Here is a 15,729-nt window from a genome sequence, read left to right as displayed (position 1 = left end):
ATGGTTTTTGCCAATTTGATGCAAAACTCCTGTATAATACTCTGTCATTTTTTGAATACATATTTACCACTATGCACTATCCTAAAGTTTACGACGTTATCGTAATTGGTGGCGGTCACGCTGGTACGGAAGCGGCGCTCGCTGCGGCACGTATGGGAAGACAAACATTATTGTTGACGCATAATATTGAAACTTTGGGACAGATGAGCTGTAACCCAGCAATTGGTGGTATTGGTAAATCACATCTGGTCCGTGAGATTGATGCACTTGGCGGTGCAATGGCACTTGCGGCGGATAAAGGTGGTATTCAATTCCGTATTCTCAATTCGCGTAAAGGCGCTGCCGTTCGCGCGACACGTGCACAGGCAGATCGCGTACGTTATAAAGCTGCAATTCGCGATACGCTAGAAAATCAGGCCAATCTGGACATCTTCCAGCAAGCAGCAGATGACTTAATTGTTGAAGGCGATGCGGTTAAAGGTGTTGTTACCCAGATGGGTATCCGTTTTGATGCCAAAACTGTGGTACTGACAACAGGTACTTTCCTTGGTGGTGTGATCCACGTTGGCTTACAAAACTCAAGTGGCGGTCGTGCAGGGGATCCACCCTCAATTGCACTAGCTCATCGTTTACGTGAACTTAAACTTCCTGTTGGGCGTTTAAAAACAGGTACACCACCACGTATTGATGCACGCTCAGTTGATTTCTCTGTGATGACGCCACAACCGGGTGATTTCCCATCTCCTGTCATGTCATTTATGGGTGATGCGTCAATGCATCCTGAGCAAGTTAATTGCTATATCACGCATACCAGTGAAAAAACCCACGAAATTATTCGTGGCGGTTTAGACCGTTCACCAATGTATACGGGTGTGATTGAAGGTGTTGGTCCACGTTATTGCCCATCGATTGAAGATAAAATTCATCGTTTTGCTGATAAAGATTCACATCAGGTATTCCTTGAGCCAGAAGGCTTAGATACTCATGAGCTTTATCCAAATGGTATTTCAACTTCATTGCCATTTGATGTACAGTTCAATTTAGTTCGTTCGATCCGTGGTATGGAAAATGCGCATATCCTTCGTCCAGGTTATGCAATTGAATATGATTATTTCAATCCACAGGCTTTGAAGTTCACACTTGAAACCAAAGCGATTCAAAACCTGTATTTTGCTGGTCAAATTAACGGTACGACAGGCTATGAAGAAGCAGGTGCGCAAGGTTTACTTGCAGGCTTAAATGCTGCACGCCGCGCTTGGGAACAAGAAGAGTGGACACCAAAACGCGATCAGGCTTACATGGGCGTGTTGGTTGATGACCTCATTACCTTAGGTACCAAAGAGCCGTACCGTATGTTTACTTCACGTGCGGAATATCGCTTGATGTTGCGTGAAGACAATGCGGATCAGCGTTTAACCACGATTGGCCGTGAACTTGGTCTGGTTGATGATGAACGTTGGGCGGCTTATAGTGAAAAAATGGAAGCAGTTGAGCGCGAAACCTCTCGTTTGCAACATTTATGGGCAGCACCAAATAACCCAATGGGTAAAAAATTCGTTGAAATGACGGGTGCTGATCTTAGTAAAGAATGTAGTGCAGTTGATTTGCTTAAACGTCCAAATATCAATTTCAGCCAAATCGCGGAATTAACCGGTTCAGAAGTTTCACAACAAGTCGGCGAGCAAATTGAAATTGCGGTGAAATATGAAGGCTATATCAATCGCCAGCATGAGGATGTTGCGCAATTGAAGCGTCTTGAAGAAACTAAGATCCCAGCTGATTTTGAATATGATGGTATTTCAGGTTTATCGCGTGAAATTACTTTGAAGTTGAAAACAGTTCGTCCAGAAACCTTGGCACAAGCAAGCCGTATTCCTGGTGTTACACCAGCTGCTGTGCAGTTACTGATGATTACCATCCGTAAAAACAATATGGCGAAGAAGTCAGCTTAAGCTTTCATTCGACACATTCAAATAAACATTAAAAAACACCCTTTTCATAAGGGTGTTTTTTTCTCTGAATATTTTATTTTTATCATCATAAATATAGATTTGCTGAGGTGCGGTTAAATGAAAAACTGGATTATTTTGTTTATCGCGATTATTGCGGAAGTGATTGCGACTTCAGCGTTGAAAAGTAGTGAGGGTTTTACCAAGCCGCTCGCTTCTATTGTGGTTGTACTTGGCTATGTGATTGCATTTTACTGTCTCTCTTTGACACTTAAAACGATTCCAGTCGGAATTGCGTATGCAATCTGGTCGGGTGTCGGGATTGTCTTGATCACAACAGTTGCCTGGTTTGTGTTTGATCAAAAACTAGATGTTTGGGGGATTGTTGGAATTGCATTGATTATGAGTGGGGTACTGATCTTAAATCTGTTGTCGAAATCCAGTTCGCATTAATTCTCGAATTATAAAAAAACCGAGCTGTTTGAGCTCGGTTTTAGACTCATTTTATTGGTTTTGATTATCGGCCTGCAAAATCAAATATACCATTTAAGGTAATACTATTATTGACTTCATTTGCAGGATTACTTTTAGAGGTCAGTGTTGTATTTTTAAAACTGATTTTGTTTTTCTCAATGTCGTAACTAAGTCCTGCACACGCTTGGGTATAACCGCAATGATATTGGTATTCAAAATAATCTACCAATAAGCCTGTTGTAGGGTTTTGACCTATTCGGGTGTCTTTGAAATCTATTTTCTCAATTCGATTATTGCGAATCTTGATTTGTAGTGTATTATTTCCAAGTTGCTGTCTATCGTGGTTGGTTACATCAAAATAAAGTGCAGGCTGAACTAAAGAGAAGCTACTTTCGTTTTTAAGAATTGGTGAGATTTGAAGTTGTGTACTCGGTATATTGACCGTTACTGAACCATCGAGTTGTAGCTGTGCCTTAGCACATTCTGGCTGAATCGGAAAATTAGGAAACAATGGTGGTACGTCTTGTTTATCCTTATACATCGCTTGATTAAATGTTAAAGCGATATTATTTGGACTTTTATTCGATTGAAGTGTTGTGATATCTTCAATCGGGAAGGTCATTGTCATAGCACTACACATGCCAGAAATATAAAATGATGTTTCAGTTGATAAGAGCGAGCTTTGAATCAGGTTGTTTTCTATACCAGTGCTAAACTGAGCTAATTTTAAACTGCTGTCTATGCCATTATTTGCATGGGTGCCGAATAGGATAGTTTTAGTTTTTGGATCATAAACAGCTCCCATTAGTGAGACTGGCTGTTGATTAGAAATTAGATTAGATTGACTGGTTTTTCTGATATTGTTAAAAGTCTGTGGGGCTGTAGATAAAGAACCAACAAGTTGTCCATTCAATGTTATGTAGCTTTTTTCAGTAGGAACCTGATGATCTGGATTGTCTGTTGGTGAGAGACTAACAGTTGGCAAGTTTGAGAGTTTTGTATTAGCAAAATTAATTTTGCTAAAACCTGTCTTTTCATCAAAACTTAGCTCAATACCCTTGCATGCTTCAAATAGGATAGCGCTTGAACATGAAAAAACATTTTCCTTTGATAAGCTGAAAATATCTTTTTTTAAATAACTTTCACCAATAGAAACATCCAGTACTTTTTTTAGAATTGGATCATAATTAACATGGAGTGTTTGTTTTATATCATTTTTATCAAGATTGTAGCTGAAAATAATAGAGCTATTTCCACTGTCAAAATGATGCGTAACTGAATACGCATTTATCTCATCATTCTGATTACTACTTCTTTTTGAAATCTGAATGATCGGGTCTGCATCTTTTTGCAGGCTTAAAGTACTTTGAAACTCGGTAGTAAAGGGTGTTAAGACAGTAGATGTGTCTTCCATCGTTTTATGATTATCTCCACCCCCACAAGCTGAAATTATCATTGCTGTGGTTAAAATGGTAATACATGGTTTAATCTTTAACATTTTTTGTTTTCTACATGGATTATTTTAGAGAAGAATAATATCTATTAATGATGTCCTTTCAAAGTGTTTCAAATAATATTTGTGATAAAAGCCCAATCAATATGATTAGGCTGGATAGAGAGAAATAGGATATTTATAACGCCACCTCAATGCCGTGTTTCAAATTCTGCTGATCAATATTGGTATTGGCATCAATCTTGGCATACGCTTTTGGTAAAAGACGTCGTGCCGTTTGATTCACTCTTTTTTCTAGCCACTTTGGCATATTCATCGCTAAAGGATTGGTTTCTGTATTAGATGCATCCGTCATGACGCGTGTTCCCATAATATAGTCGAACCACGGACGGGTCACACACCAGTTGGCATTTTGATTGCTGGTCATGTGATGGTCGTAATGCCAAGGAATCCGCTTTTTAGCGTATTCGGGATCTAGATGCGATTTGGCATGAGTTTTCCAATAATTCCAAATGCCATAGTACAAGCCCGCGGTAAAGAAAGGGGCAACAGGCAGAAAAATCGTGGATGCAGCAGCCAAGCCAATTAATGCTGATTTTTCATTGTACATTTCAGCATTTTTAAACATGGAATCTGCATAGCCTTCGTCATGAAAGCCATTTAAGCGAGCGCGTTTGTGATGGGCGATATGCGTAAAGAATGGGCTATTTCTATTTTTGCTGGGGAACTCATGCAGCCAGACTTTATGGAAATACCATTCCAGACCATTTGCGACAAAAATACCTACTGGAAAACCGATCATATTGGATTACCTCATAAAATATAGATCGGAGTTTAAGAAAAGTAGGATGAATTATTTTGACCCATCTGACAGTTTTAATCTGCCTATCCAATCAAATTAAATCTGTTTACGTTGTCGGTATGCAGTTGGTGTTTCTCCAGTCCAGCGTTTAAATGCTCTGGAAAATGCGGAGGGTTCTGAAAAGCCAGTGAGATAAACAATCTGATCGATGCTTTCTTGGGTATGGGAAAGTAACCGCCGTGCAAGACGTTCACGATATTGGGCAATGACTTTTTCATAAGTAGTATTGAGAAGTTGTAAATCTGCTCTCAAACTACGGGCACTACGTCCTAAATATTGGGCAACGATGTTTTGATCAAATTCTCCAGATTCCAATAAGCCACTGGCCAAGATTCTTTCGATTTCATTGATGAGCTGGTGTTTGTTTAACAGCTCAAGCTGTGAAGCTGCATGATGTTCATGGACTTTTAAAAGTTCAGGTTCATACGCAGGCGAAGGTGTTTTTAATTGGGCTGCAGCAAAGCAAATATAGCCATTTTCCTGTCCAAGTTTGACTGGACATCCCCATATTTTCTGGTATTCCTCGTGTTTGCCGCCATCTGAATAGGGTAAGCCAATTTCAAGAGGGGTAAATGTTTCATCAGTAATGTATTTAAAGAAATTGAGCAAAATGCCAATTGCACATTCCAGATAATGTCGTACAGGATGATTTAGACCTGAAATCTTAACCGTATGTTGGTTGATGATGTCGAGTTCAAATGACATTGCATCGGTAAGTAAGGCTTGATAACGGATGGTACGTTGTAGACCCTCACCAAATGTTGGACTGCTCAAAAAAAGATATTCAACAACTTGCCCGCGAAAAGGTGGAACATTGGCGCCGACATGCAAGCCAATATCACCATCATGGCTAATATCTTCAGCGGCTTTCCAGAAACGCTGCTGAGTAGAATTATCACGACGAACAAATTTATCAGGTGGCTGATCGGGTAAATGAACACTGGCAAAAATGGCTGCTGCATCCAAATCCATCTTTTGCATGGTTTGATAGACCATCCATAAAAATATACCGGCATCACTGGTTTTTCTTGAAGTCATAACACACGGTGAAGATGTATTTTAAACCTTTATACTATGTTGTTTAATGGTAGAAATGAATTGGCTTAAAGGCAGGGTGGGCAGAGATTTAATGTGAAATTATAAATTAGCTAAGCAATAGCTCAAGCTGTATCACTTAGCTAAAAAATTAAATAAAAAACTCTAAGAATGAATAGCTTATGTGACTCAAAGGAAGAGCAGCAATCGTACTTAATTACGTATTTTCTTGAGTAGATTGACTCAAGATCAGCGCTTTAATTTTTGTGGCTTTCTCAAAATGATCAAGTCGATGTTCCATAATCCACCATTGGGCAGCTTCCATAAGACGTTCAGGATCATCATTTTTATTGGCAAAGAACGCATAAAAAGAAAGCCCGACCTGACTACCTTTTTTAGCAATTTTTTCGTCGCACACTTGAATGATTTTGGCTCTAAGTTCTTTTCTCATTTTTTATAAATAGTCTGTTGATGGCTGAACTGACTTATTTTACCACCTATGTTATGAGAATTTGCTGAAGGTGACGCGGTTTACATTGCTTTAATAGATGAAAATCCATTGAAAAGATCATCAATTCATCAATCTTTGGATGCTGGCAAAGCGTATTCTTTATTGATATGAGGGTAATAAGCAATGTCAAACAGTCTGAATGTTTAATAAACCGACCAAAAGATGAAAAATGGTAGAAAATATAGTGAAAATGAGAATGATTTTTATTAAAATTGTAGCGTTTGTTTATTTTTAAGTTTTTTTTAATTTTTTGTCTGAATTTTTTTGGAAATTTTATGAAGCCTTTAGACTTGGGTGTGAGCATTAAACCGATATTTAAGTTTAGCTTGTTAACCATGATGATGTTGCAAGCTCATCATGCATTTGCAAATGAACAGAGCGCGCCGACGGCAGTCATGCCAACGATTAAAATTGAAGCGATGAGCGAGCTTGATCCGATCAAAAGTTATATTGATTATGAGCAGGCAAGTGTGACCCGTAATGGTCTTAAGAAAAAAGATATACCACAAACGATTGATACCATTGATGTGCAAAAATATAAAATCTATGGTGCAAATGATCTCAGTGTCATGTTACAAGGCACACCAGGGGTAACTACAACTTATGATACACGTGGCGATGGTATTATGATTCGTGGTTTTAGTGCTGATACTAGTGATATTTACCGTAATGGCGTACGTGAAGGCGGCCAAGTACGCCGTAGTACTGCAAACGTTGAGCGTATTGAGATTTTAAAAGGCCCTGCATCTGTACTTTATGGACGCGGCGCAGGTGGTGGAGTTGTGAATATGGTGACCAAGTTTGCCAATTTTGACTCTAAAAGTTCTGTGGGTATCTATGGAGGTTCTTATGACAACATTGGTGGAACCTTAGATATCAATCAGATTGTGAATGATAATTGGGCGGTACGTTTGGTTGGTGAAAAATCTGATACCAATAGTTTTCGTTCAGGTATTGGCACAAAACAATCGATGTTCTCACCAAGTGTGACCTATCGTAGTGATGATGAGAAGCTGTTGTGGACTACAGAATATACCTATGACAAATTAGATCGTATTCCTGACCGTGGTCCATCTTTTTCCGTATTAAATCGTTTTCCTGAAAATATTTTAAGAGAGACAGGTTTTGCAACATCATCAGATTTTATTGTTGATGAATTACAAACGGTACGTACAGATCTCAAATATGAATTTGCACCAGATTGGAAATTTCATTGGGCATTGAGCTATCGACAAGCTAATCAAGATTTCGATAATTTCTTTGGTGGAAGTTATTGTACTGATGATACGAAAGGATGCAAAACTGGCTATATCAAGCAATCTTATGCTTGGCAAGAAACCATGAATAAGACTACGACAAATACATTTGATATTACGGGTAAGTTTAATACAGGCAAATTAGAACATCAGATCATGGTGGGTGCGGATTGGTCGCATGAGGATCGTGAACCTAAATTAGGTAATTATTCAAGCGGTGATAAGGCTGGATTATATTATCAATTAATTAATCCTTACAATCCAAGAGATTATCAATCATCATTTGATCGAGTTAATGGTAGGCCAATCGAAACTTCTTATACGCACCAAAATAATGATAGTTTAGCATTTTTTGTACAAGACCTGATTTCATTAACACCAACATTAAAAATGATGCTTGGTGCTCGCTATGATCAATATGAAGTTTCTACGCGCGATACTTCTACTATATCTCAAACTTATGGAGCAACTGTTAAAATTGATGCGGAAACATTTAGTCCCAATATAGGATTTGTTTGGCAGCCAATTGACAGTCAAAGTTTATATACATCTTATAGTAAAAGTTTTGCACCATTTGGTGGAAGTGCTGGGCTTTCTCCTTTTACTAGTGGGACGGTTGACTTAGAAACATTCAATGCTGAACCGCAATATAATGAACAATATGAAATAGGTATAAAAAGTGATTGGCTCGATGATCGTTTAAGTACTCAATTTTCTGTCTTCGATATCCGTAAGAAAAATATTCGTTACCGTCCAAATCCAGATGATGAGCCATCATTATATGTCGTTGGAGGGGAACATCAATCTAAGGGGGCGGAGTTTAGTTTTATCGGTCGTATGATGGATAATGTATTTGTGCGTGGCGGCTATGGTTATACTGATGCTGACGTTAAACAAGATAAAGTAAAGCCAGAGAATGTAGGACATTATTTAGCAAATACAGCCAAAAATACTGGTAATTTATTTATTCGTTATTTGCCGTTGGATAATGTTTATACAGAGATTGGTGCGACCTACAATGGCTCTTTTTATACCAATATTTCTAATAATCCCGATACAAAAATTGATGGTTGGACTCGTTTCGATGCTGCCGTTGGTTATAAAGGAGAACATTGGGGAGCAACATTAGCTGTAAGTAACCTCACTGATAAAGTTTATTGGAGATCAAATACAATGCCGGGCACTCCACGCAACTTCTTGGTGCGTTTAAATTACCAGTTCTAAATAATTTAGTTCATTTTTCTTTTAAGCATCTCTGTATTAGCAGGGGTGCTTTTTTATTGGGGAGCACTAAAACAATCTAAAAAATAAAGATGTACTTTATATCTATCTTATTGAATTATATAAAATGCCATTGCTTAAAATACGATAATATTCTAATATTTAATTGTATGAAAAATAAGCAATAAAATCTTAAGAATAACTGTATAATTGTGATGTGGTTCTCATTTTTGGTTTTATTATGCTTATTTTTACTCTGTTTAATACTTTTTTGCTAGTATTAAAGAAAACATTAAAATAGAGATAATAATAATGAAGATTACACTGACTTTACTTGTGAGCTTTGCCATCATCGTTTTAGGTTATGTGGCCTATACTGACGCGCAGATGAAAAAGCGCCAAGAGCTCATGAAAATTGTCCAAGATGCAGAACATAGCCTTGATAATATTCAGCACGACCCTCGTAGCCATTTATCCTCGTATAAACGCAGTAATTAGAAGTCTACCGCTTCACACAGGGCTTGTGACTCAATTGTTTACTTGAGATTGTAGATTAAGTGGTCTTTTTTTACTTTGCGATGCGCAAGTTTTAAATAGAATCTGTTAAAATATTTACCACTAAATAAAAAGCTGCATCAAGATATGCGGCTTTTTACGTTTTGATAGCGAAATTAAATTTATACATGTTGTCTATGTAACAAGTACCAAGCTGGCATATAGATTGCTTTCTAGCTTCGAGTACTCTTTTGTGCAAATTCAAAAAAGATTGTCGCACAAGAGTATAGATTTCACGTCCTACGATCTTAGATTTTAACAGGTGCTATGTTATGACAACGCCTAATGCTTCAGCTGGTTTGTTAGAACGCTTATTTAAATTAAGCGATAACAAAACTAACTTTAGAACAGAAGTTTTGGCAGGTGTAACCACATTCTTAACCATGTGTTACATCATTATTGTAAATCCGCTCATTCTTTCTGAAACAGGAATGGATCACGGAGCGGTGTTTGTTGCGACCTGTCTGGCTGCTGCAATCGGCTGTTTAGTCATGGGGATTATTGCGAACTATCCAATCGCATTAGCACCTGGTATGGGCTTAAATGCTTATTTTACCTATTCTGTCTGCTTAGGCATGGGTGTGCCTTGGCAAACTGCTTTGGCTGCTGTTTTTGTTTCAGGGATTATTTTCCTTGCAATCAGCTTCTTCAAAATCCGTGAAGCAATTGTCAATGCGATTCCAATGTCACTTAAATTTGCCATTGGTGGTGGTATTGGTTTGTTCCTAGCTTTGGTTGCTTTAAAGAACTCAGGCATTATTGTTGCAAATCAGGCAACTTTAGTTGGGCTGGGAGATATTAAACAGCCGACGGTATTGCTTGCATTATTTGGCTTCCTGTTGATCGTATTGTTACATCAATTCAAAGTGCGTGGCGCAATCATTATCAGTATCTTGGCTGTGACTGCTATTGCGACATTGCTGGGCTTAAATGAATTTAAGGGCGTAGTCGGTGAGATTCCTTCGATTGCGCCGACATTCATGCAAATGGACTTTGAAGGTCTGTTTACAGCCAGTATGGTGGGCGTGATCTTTGTTTTCTTTATTGTCGATTTATTTGATAGTACAGGGACGTTGGTTGGTGTTTCGCACCGTGCAGGCCTCTTGCAAGATGGTAAATTGCCGCGTTTGAAAAAAGCATTATTTGCTGATTCAACTGCGATCGTTGCTGGTGCTGCTTTAGGTACATCATCAACAACACCTTATATTGAGTCTGCATCAGGTGTGGCAGCGGGTGGTCGTACAGGTTTGACGGCTGTTGTTGTGGCATTCTTATTTGTGGGCTGTTTATTCTTGGCGCCATTGGCTCAATCTGTACCAGGTTTTGCAACTGCGCCTGCATTATTGTTCATTGGTGTGTTGATGATCCAAGGGATCACCAATATCGACTGGGATGATATTACTGAAGCCGTTCCTGCATTTTTAACGATTGTATTTATGCCATTTGCGTATTCAATTGCTGATGGTATTGCAATGGGCTTTATTAGCTATGCGCTGGTTAAATTATTCACAGGTAAGGCGAAAACTGTACCGTATATGGTCTGGATCATTGCTGCGCTTTGGGTGTTTAAGTTCGCGGCATTTGGCGGTTAATCCAAGATTTATTATTTTTAAATAATTCTTTGTTTGAATGGTTGTTCAGGCAAAGAACCCGAAAAGGGTGTCCATTTGGTAACACCCTTTTTTCTTTAGACGTGGAGTTAATATGAATCAAATCGAGCTGATTCGTGCTTTACCCAAAGCCGAATTGCATGTGCATATTGAAGGGACTTTTGAACCGGAACTGATGTTTGCTATTGCACAGCGTAATCAGATTCAGATTCCTTATCAATCTGTTGAAGAAGTGAAGCAGGCGTACAACTTTCATAATCTTCAATCTTTTCTAGATATTTATTATGCAGGCGCGAATGTGCTTGTGCATGAGCAGGATTTTTATGATCTTGCTTGGGCATATTTTGAAAAATGTGCTGAAGATCGTGTTGTTCACACCGAAATGTTCTTTGATCCACAAACGCATACAGAGCGTGGCGTGGCGTTTGCAACGGTATTGGCTGGTCTTAAACGTGCCTGTAAAGATGCACAAGAGAAGTTGGGCATTAGTTCTCAATTGATCATGTGCTTCCTGCGCCATTTGAGCGAAGAAAAAGCGTTTGAAACGCTTGAGCAAGCATTGCCTTTCAAAGATGACATTATTGCGATTGGTCTGGACTCAAGTGAAGTAGGGCATCCTCCTTCGAAATTTGAGCGTGTATTTGCCAAAGCGCGTGAAGCAGGTTTCTTAATCGTTGCACATGCAGGTGAGGAAGGTCCACCAGAATACATCTGGGAAGCGCTGGATTTGCTTAAAGTCAATCGTATTGACCATGGTGTGCGTTCGGAAGAAGATGAGCATCTGATGGCGCGTCTGATTGCAGAAAAGATGCCTTTGACGGTTTGTCCTTTGAGTAATTTAAAGCTTTGTGTCGTAAAAGACATGGGTGAGCATAATATTCGCCGTTTGTTGCAAAAAGGCGTTCATGTGACGGTGAACTCGGATGATCCTTCATACTTCGGTGGCTATATGAATGATAACTTTGTTGCCATTCAGCAGGCGCTTGATCTGAGCAATGAAGAATTAAAGCAACTTGCGATTAACTCTTTTGAGGCTTCATTTATTTCTGATGAAGAAAAGCAAAAGTGGACTGCTGAAGTGAATAAGCTTTAAAAATAAAAAAACCGCGTAAAGCGGTTTTTTTATATCTGAATGTTCTACTTTTTTGGTTGGCGTAACATGCTGAGTAAGACATTATCTTTATCAACAACATGATGTTTAATCGCAGCCAAGATATGTCCCGCAACCAGTAAACCTGCAAACCAAGAAAGATAAATGTGCAATGGTTTAACAATCGCCAGTAGGTCAGGATTATCTTGAACTAAACGTGGAATTTCGAATAAATATAAAACGGGTGCAGGATGCCCAGCACTCCAGCTAAATAAACAGCCAGTTATAGGTAAAGCTAATAACATTAGATACAGGAAAAAATGTCCGACGTGGGCCAAGGTTTTCATCATCGGTGACATGGTATCTGGCAGTTGCGGAACAGGGTGGGTGTAGCGCCAAAAAATTCGGATTATCACTAAGAAAATAATGGTCGTGGCAATATTTTTATGAAGTGTGATGACATTACCTTTAAAGCTACCATCAACGTCATAGCTAAGAAAATTACCACTGTAAAAGCCAATCAACCAGGCAGTGATAAAAATTGCAGCCATGAGCCAATGAATAACTTGTGCCGTACGTGTGTAATATTGTGCTGAGGTTGGCATTGCAACATCCTGGCATTGTTATAGATGGGATTTTTTAATTTTAATTAGGCTTGGTTCTTTCTCATACAATGGAAATGTAACGGAGCGTTTTATGCTTAGAACGGTCATCAAGATATTGTTAAGTTATAATTGTTATATTATGTAAAGATTGCGTTGAGTCATATCATAAAACTTGCTGTTTAGGCACAATACGCCTGCCAAAAATTTAGATACAGGTAAGAAATCATGAAAAAGTTGGTACTTATTGTTGCCCCTGTTGTTTTAGCCCTAACAGGATGTGTAACACCAGATGGCAGCAACTCGGCTGGCGCGACTTCTCAACAATTGGGTATGGCGGCATTAAAAGTTGCGGTAAATGCAAAATGTATTAATGAGATTAATACTTTACCAGCTTGGAAAACAGCAACACGCGTAATGACTGCTGAACAACGTGAAAATATCCAGACTGAAGTCTGTGGTTGTGTTAGCGAAAAAGCGCCAAACAGCGTAACAGCAGTTGAATTAGCAACAGCTGCAATTGATCCTACTGCTCGTGCAACAATTGTGACTCAAGTGGTTTCACAAACTGTAAATGCATGTGTGGCAGAAACGTTTAAAAAAGCAGGTTAATAAGATCAGGCTGAGTCATCAGCCTATTTTGAGAGAAGTAGTATGACAATTGCGGGTGTAGATGAAGCGGGACGTGGGCCACTTGTGGGTTCTGTCGTTGCCGCTGCCGTCATTTTAGATCCAGATAATCCGATTGAAGGTTTAAATGATTCTAAAAAGCTAACAGAAAAGAAGCGCGAAAAATTATTCTTGGAGATTCAGGAAAAGGCTTTGGCATGGTCAATTGCTGAAGCAACCCATGCTGAAATTGATGAGTTTAATATTTTACAGGCAACTTTTCTGGCAATGCGTCGTGCGGTCGAAAACTTGCATACTCAGCCTTTAAAGGTGATTGTGGATGGTAATCAGATTCCAAAAGGAATTACGATTGCATGTGAAGCAATTGTAGGGGGAGATGCGAGTCATGCTGAGATCAGTGCGGCAAGTATTCTGGCAAAGGTCACACGTGATCGCCAGATGCAGGTGCTTGACCAGCAATATCCTGAATATGGCTTTGCCAAACATAAAGGATATCCAACCAAGGCTCATTTTGAAGCGATCGCGGCCCATGGTGTGATTGATGAACACCGCCGCAGTTATGGACCTGTTAAAAAAGCACTAGGTCTATAAACAATTAAAGCGACTATAAATAGTCGCTTTAATTGTTCAGAAAAGAATTCTGCACATTAACGGTTGAAGTTATTATGACGAGGGAACTCGTTATTATCTTCTTCATAAGAATGTTGATAATCTTGATCAAGATGTTGCAGATGCTCATGCATGGCACGTTCATGTTGGATACGTTGGTAAATTTCCTCACGATGCACAGAAACTTCTTTTGGAGCATTTACACCAATACGCACCTGATTGCCTTTTACGCCAAGCACAGTAACACTGACTTGATCCCCAATCATTAATGTTTCTCCGACACGACGGGTCAGAATCAGCATGTTTATCTCCTTGCTAAACGCTTAAACTTGCGACAGGGAATTCATTGTTCGAAAGCACAGCCTAATATACAGAAAATTCTAACAGAAATATGTAAAAAACATTCTTTTTCGTAAGTTCTGTGAGAATCTTCTTAAAAACCTCAAGGCTAATATAACAGAGCCACTATAAAAAAAACTATAGTGGCTCTGTTTTTTTTCTTATTTACTCACAAGTAAATATGTTTAAGCAGCTATTAATTAAGCACGAGCACTGCTTTCGCCGTGTTCACGGTCTAGGCCAAAAGCTGTATGTAAACAACGAACTGCCAACTCAAGGTAGTTTTCTTCAATGATGACAGAAACCTTAATTTCTGATGTAGAAATCATGAGAATATTAATGCTTTCTTCAGCCAATGCAGTGAACATTTTGCTCGCTACGCCAGCATGAGAGCGCATACCAACACCCACGATTGATACTTTTACGATGTCATCACGTGTTACAACTTCACAACCTTCAATGCTGTTTGCCGTTTGGTCTAAAATTGCTTTCGCTTTCGCCAAGTCATTGCGGTTTACAGTGAAAGTGAAATCAGTTGTACCATCTTCTTCAACATTCTGGATAATCATATCCACTTCAATGTTGGCATTACTGATTGGCGACAAGATTTTAGATGCAATACCTGGCTCATCAGGAACACCCAAAATTGTTAATTTTGCTTCGTCACGGTTAAATGCAATACCTGCAATGATTGGTTGTTCCATATCGTCTTCTGCCTCAGTCGTAATTAGTGTGCCTACGTTTTGTTTGAAATCTTCATCAAATGCGCCATCATTTTCATTATCAAAGCTTGATAATACGCGTAATGGAACTTGATATTTGCCTGCGAATTCAACAGAGCGAATTTGTAAAACTTTTGAACCTAAAGATGCCATTTCAAGCATTTCTTCAAAAGAGATACGGTCGACTTTTTTCGCTTTAGGCGCTACACGTGGGTCAGTGGTATAAACACCATCCACATCGGTATAGATTTGGCATTCATCTGCTTTTAGTGCGGCTGCAAGCGCAACACCAGAAGTATCAGAACCACCGCGACCTAGCGTTGTGATATTGCCATTGGCATCATAACCCTGGAAGCCAGCAACAACGATTACACGACCTGCATCTAAATCAGCCGTCATCACATCAGTATCAATTGACTCAATACGTGCTTTGGTAAACGCGCTATCTGTTTTGATACCAACCTGACGACCTGTATATGATTTAGCTTCTACACCAATTGAATTAAGTGCCATAGCTAACATGGAAATCGTTACTTGTTCACCCGTTGACACCATTTGATCTAATTCACGTGGGTCAGGGGTGCTGGTAATGGCTTTGGCAAGCGCAAGTAAGCGGTTGGTTTCACCACTCATTGCAGATACAACCACGACCACCTTGTGACCATGATCATGCCAGCGCTTGACACGACGAGCAACATTTAAAATGCGCTCAGGAGTACCCATAGAGGTACCGCCATATTTTTGAACGATTAATGCCATAGTTGTTCCATATAAGCCATGACCCTGAGAGGCATCAGGGTCAGTTACACAA

Annotated in this window: 14 protein-coding genes and 1 pseudogene; 8 read left to right on the top strand and 7 right to left on the bottom strand. The window is 39.2% G+C overall.

From position 1 onward, the window contains the following. Positions 1-71 precede the first annotated feature (71 nt). Both mnmG and AWW72_RS10190 read left to right on the top strand, forming a co-directional pair. On the top strand, positions 72-1,952 hold the full coding sequence (mnmG, locus tag AWW72_RS10195; RefSeq protein WP_009514640.1) for a tRNA uridine-5-carboxymethylaminomethyl(34) synthesis enzyme MnmG: 1,881 nt from the start codon (positions 72-74) through the stop codon (positions 1,950-1,952). Positions 1,953-2,069: 117 nt separating this feature from the next. Next, on the top strand, positions 2,070-2,402 hold the full coding sequence (locus AWW72_RS10190; RefSeq protein ID WP_047432466.1) for a DMT family transporter: 333 nt from the start codon (positions 2,070-2,072) through the stop codon (positions 2,400-2,402). Between the two features lie 64 nt (positions 2,403-2,466). On the opposite strand, the gene AWW72_RS10185 is transcribed toward AWW72_RS10190, so the two are convergent. From AWW72_RS10185 to AWW72_RS10170, 4 genes are all read right to left on the bottom strand, one after another. Further along, a complete protein-coding gene (locus AWW72_RS10185; protein WP_062847243.1) occupies positions 2,467-3,921 on the bottom strand; it encodes a hypothetical protein in 1,455 nt (484 codons plus the stop codon). 133 nt (positions 3,922-4,054) lie between these two features. Then, positions 4,055-4,678, bottom strand: a complete 624-nt coding sequence (locus AWW72_RS10180; RefSeq protein ID WP_062847242.1) for a sterol desaturase family protein — start codon at positions 4,676-4,678, stop codon at positions 4,055-4,057. Positions 4,679-4,774: 96 nt separating this feature from the next. Then, entirely contained in the window at positions 4,775-5,776 is a 1,002-nt protein-coding gene (locus AWW72_RS10175; RefSeq protein ID WP_062847241.1) for an AraC family transcriptional regulator, read from the bottom strand. A 214-nt stretch (positions 5,777-5,990) separates the two neighbouring features. Next, positions 5,991-6,224 carry a DUF6500 family protein gene (locus AWW72_RS10170; protein ID WP_005256845.1) on the bottom strand — a complete coding sequence of 78 codons (234 nt, stop codon included), beginning with the start codon at positions 6,222-6,224 and terminating at the stop codon, positions 5,991-5,993. Positions 6,225-6,559: 335 nt separating this feature from the next. On the opposite strand from AWW72_RS10170, the gene AWW72_RS10165 reads away from it, so the two are divergent. From AWW72_RS10165 to AWW72_RS10150, 4 genes are all read left to right on the top strand, one after another. Continuing rightward, complete coding sequence (locus AWW72_RS10165; protein WP_062847240.1) at positions 6,560-8,764, top strand: TonB-dependent receptor; 2,205 nt, start codon at positions 6,560-6,562, stop codon at positions 8,762-8,764. 309 nt (positions 8,765-9,073) lie between these two features. Further along, positions 9,074-9,259 (top strand): hypothetical protein, encoded by a 186-nt coding sequence (locus tag AWW72_RS10160; protein ID WP_062847239.1) that lies wholly within the window; start codon positions 9,074-9,076, stop codon positions 9,257-9,259. A 329-nt stretch (positions 9,260-9,588) separates the two neighbouring features. Beyond that, on the top strand, positions 9,589-10,908 hold the full coding sequence (locus AWW72_RS10155; protein WP_004771558.1) for an NCS2 family permease: 1,320 nt from the start codon (positions 9,589-9,591) through the stop codon (positions 10,906-10,908). 112 nt (positions 10,909-11,020) lie between these two features. Beyond that, a complete protein-coding gene (locus AWW72_RS10150) occupies positions 11,021-12,019 on the top strand; it encodes an adenosine deaminase (protein WP_062847238.1) in 999 nt (332 codons plus the stop codon). Between the two features lie 44 nt (positions 12,020-12,063). On the opposite strand, the gene AWW72_RS10145 is transcribed toward AWW72_RS10150, so the two are convergent. Further along, positions 12,064-12,621, bottom strand: coding sequence for a cytochrome b (locus tag AWW72_RS10145; protein ID WP_004771560.1), 558 nt, complete (start codon positions 12,619-12,621; stop codon positions 12,064-12,066). A gap of 225 nt (positions 12,622-12,846) precedes the next feature. On the opposite strand from AWW72_RS10145, the gene AWW72_RS10140 reads away from it, so the two are divergent. Then, positions 12,847-13,230, top strand: a complete 384-nt coding sequence (locus AWW72_RS10140) for a hypothetical protein (RefSeq protein WP_004771561.1) — start codon at positions 12,847-12,849, stop codon at positions 13,228-13,230. A 36-nt stretch (positions 13,231-13,266) separates the two neighbouring features. Beyond that, positions 13,267-13,839 (top strand): annotated as a pseudogene (gene rnhB, locus AWW72_RS10135) (ribonuclease HII); the annotation flags it as partial. Positions 13,840-13,895: 56 nt separating this feature from the next. On the opposite strand, the gene csrA reads toward rnhB, so the two are convergent. Together csrA and AWW72_RS10125 are read right to left on the bottom strand one after the other, a co-directional pair. Beyond that, entirely contained in the window at positions 13,896-14,159 is a 264-nt protein-coding gene (gene csrA, locus AWW72_RS10130) for a carbon storage regulator CsrA (protein ID WP_004771563.1), read from the bottom strand. A gap of 237 nt (positions 14,160-14,396) precedes the next feature. After that, a complete protein-coding gene (locus AWW72_RS10125; protein WP_004771564.1) occupies positions 14,397-15,677 on the bottom strand; it encodes an aspartate kinase in 1,281 nt (426 codons plus the stop codon). Between the last annotated feature and the right edge of the window lie 52 nt (positions 15,678-15,729).

The sequence above is a fragment of the Acinetobacter sp. NRRL B-65365 genome (assembly GCF_001605865.1).
In the GTDB taxonomy this organism is placed as follows: domain Bacteria; phylum Pseudomonadota; class Gammaproteobacteria; order Pseudomonadales; family Moraxellaceae; genus Acinetobacter; species Acinetobacter vivianii.
The sequence above is the reverse complement of the archived record's forward strand: the minus strand, read 5'-3'. Positions and strand labels throughout refer to the sequence as shown.

Bases quoted from the DNA above. Each gene is read 5' to 3' on its own strand.
- mnmG (WP_009514640.1), top strand. From the start codon at position 72: ATGCACTATCCTAAAGTTTACGACGTTATCGTAATTGGTGGCGGTCAC.
- AWW72_RS10160 (WP_062847239.1), top strand. From the start codon at position 9,074: ATGAAGATTACACTGACTTTACTTGTGAGCTTTGCCATCATCGTTTTA.
- AWW72_RS10140 (WP_004771561.1), top strand. From the start codon at position 12,847: ATGAAAAAGTTGGTACTTATTGTTGCCCCTGTTGTTTTAGCCCTAACA.
- AWW72_RS10190 (WP_047432466.1), top strand. From the start codon at position 2,070: ATGAAAAACTGGATTATTTTGTTTATCGCGATTATTGCGGAAGTGATT.
- AWW72_RS10170 (WP_005256845.1), bottom strand. From the start codon at position 6,224: ATGAGAAAAGAACTTAGAGCCAAAATCATTCAAGTGTGCGACGAAAAA.
- AWW72_RS10165 (WP_062847240.1), top strand. From the start codon at position 6,560: ATGAAGCCTTTAGACTTGGGTGTGAGCATTAAACCGATATTTAAGTTT.
- csrA (WP_004771563.1), bottom strand. From the start codon at position 14,159: ATGCTGATTCTGACCCGTCGTGTCGGAGAAACATTAATGATTGGGGAT.
- AWW72_RS10175 (WP_062847241.1), bottom strand. From the start codon at position 5,776: ATGACTTCAAGAAAAACCAGTGATGCCGGTATATTTTTATGGATGGTC.
- AWW72_RS10180 (WP_062847242.1), bottom strand. From the start codon at position 4,678: ATGATCGGTTTTCCAGTAGGTATTTTTGTCGCAAATGGTCTGGAATGG.
- AWW72_RS10185 (WP_062847243.1), bottom strand. From the start codon at position 3,921: ATGTTAAAGATTAAACCATGTATTACCATTTTAACCACAGCAATGATA.
- AWW72_RS10150 (WP_062847238.1), top strand. From the start codon at position 11,021: ATGAATCAAATCGAGCTGATTCGTGCTTTACCCAAAGCCGAATTGCAT.
- AWW72_RS10155 (WP_004771558.1), top strand. From the start codon at position 9,589: ATGACAACGCCTAATGCTTCAGCTGGTTTGTTAGAACGCTTATTTAAA.
- AWW72_RS10125 (WP_004771564.1), bottom strand. From the start codon at position 15,677: ATGGCATTAATCGTTCAAAAATATGGCGGTACCTCTATGGGTACTCCT.
- AWW72_RS10145 (WP_004771560.1), bottom strand. From the start codon at position 12,621: ATGCCAACCTCAGCACAATATTACACACGTACGGCACAAGTTATTCAT.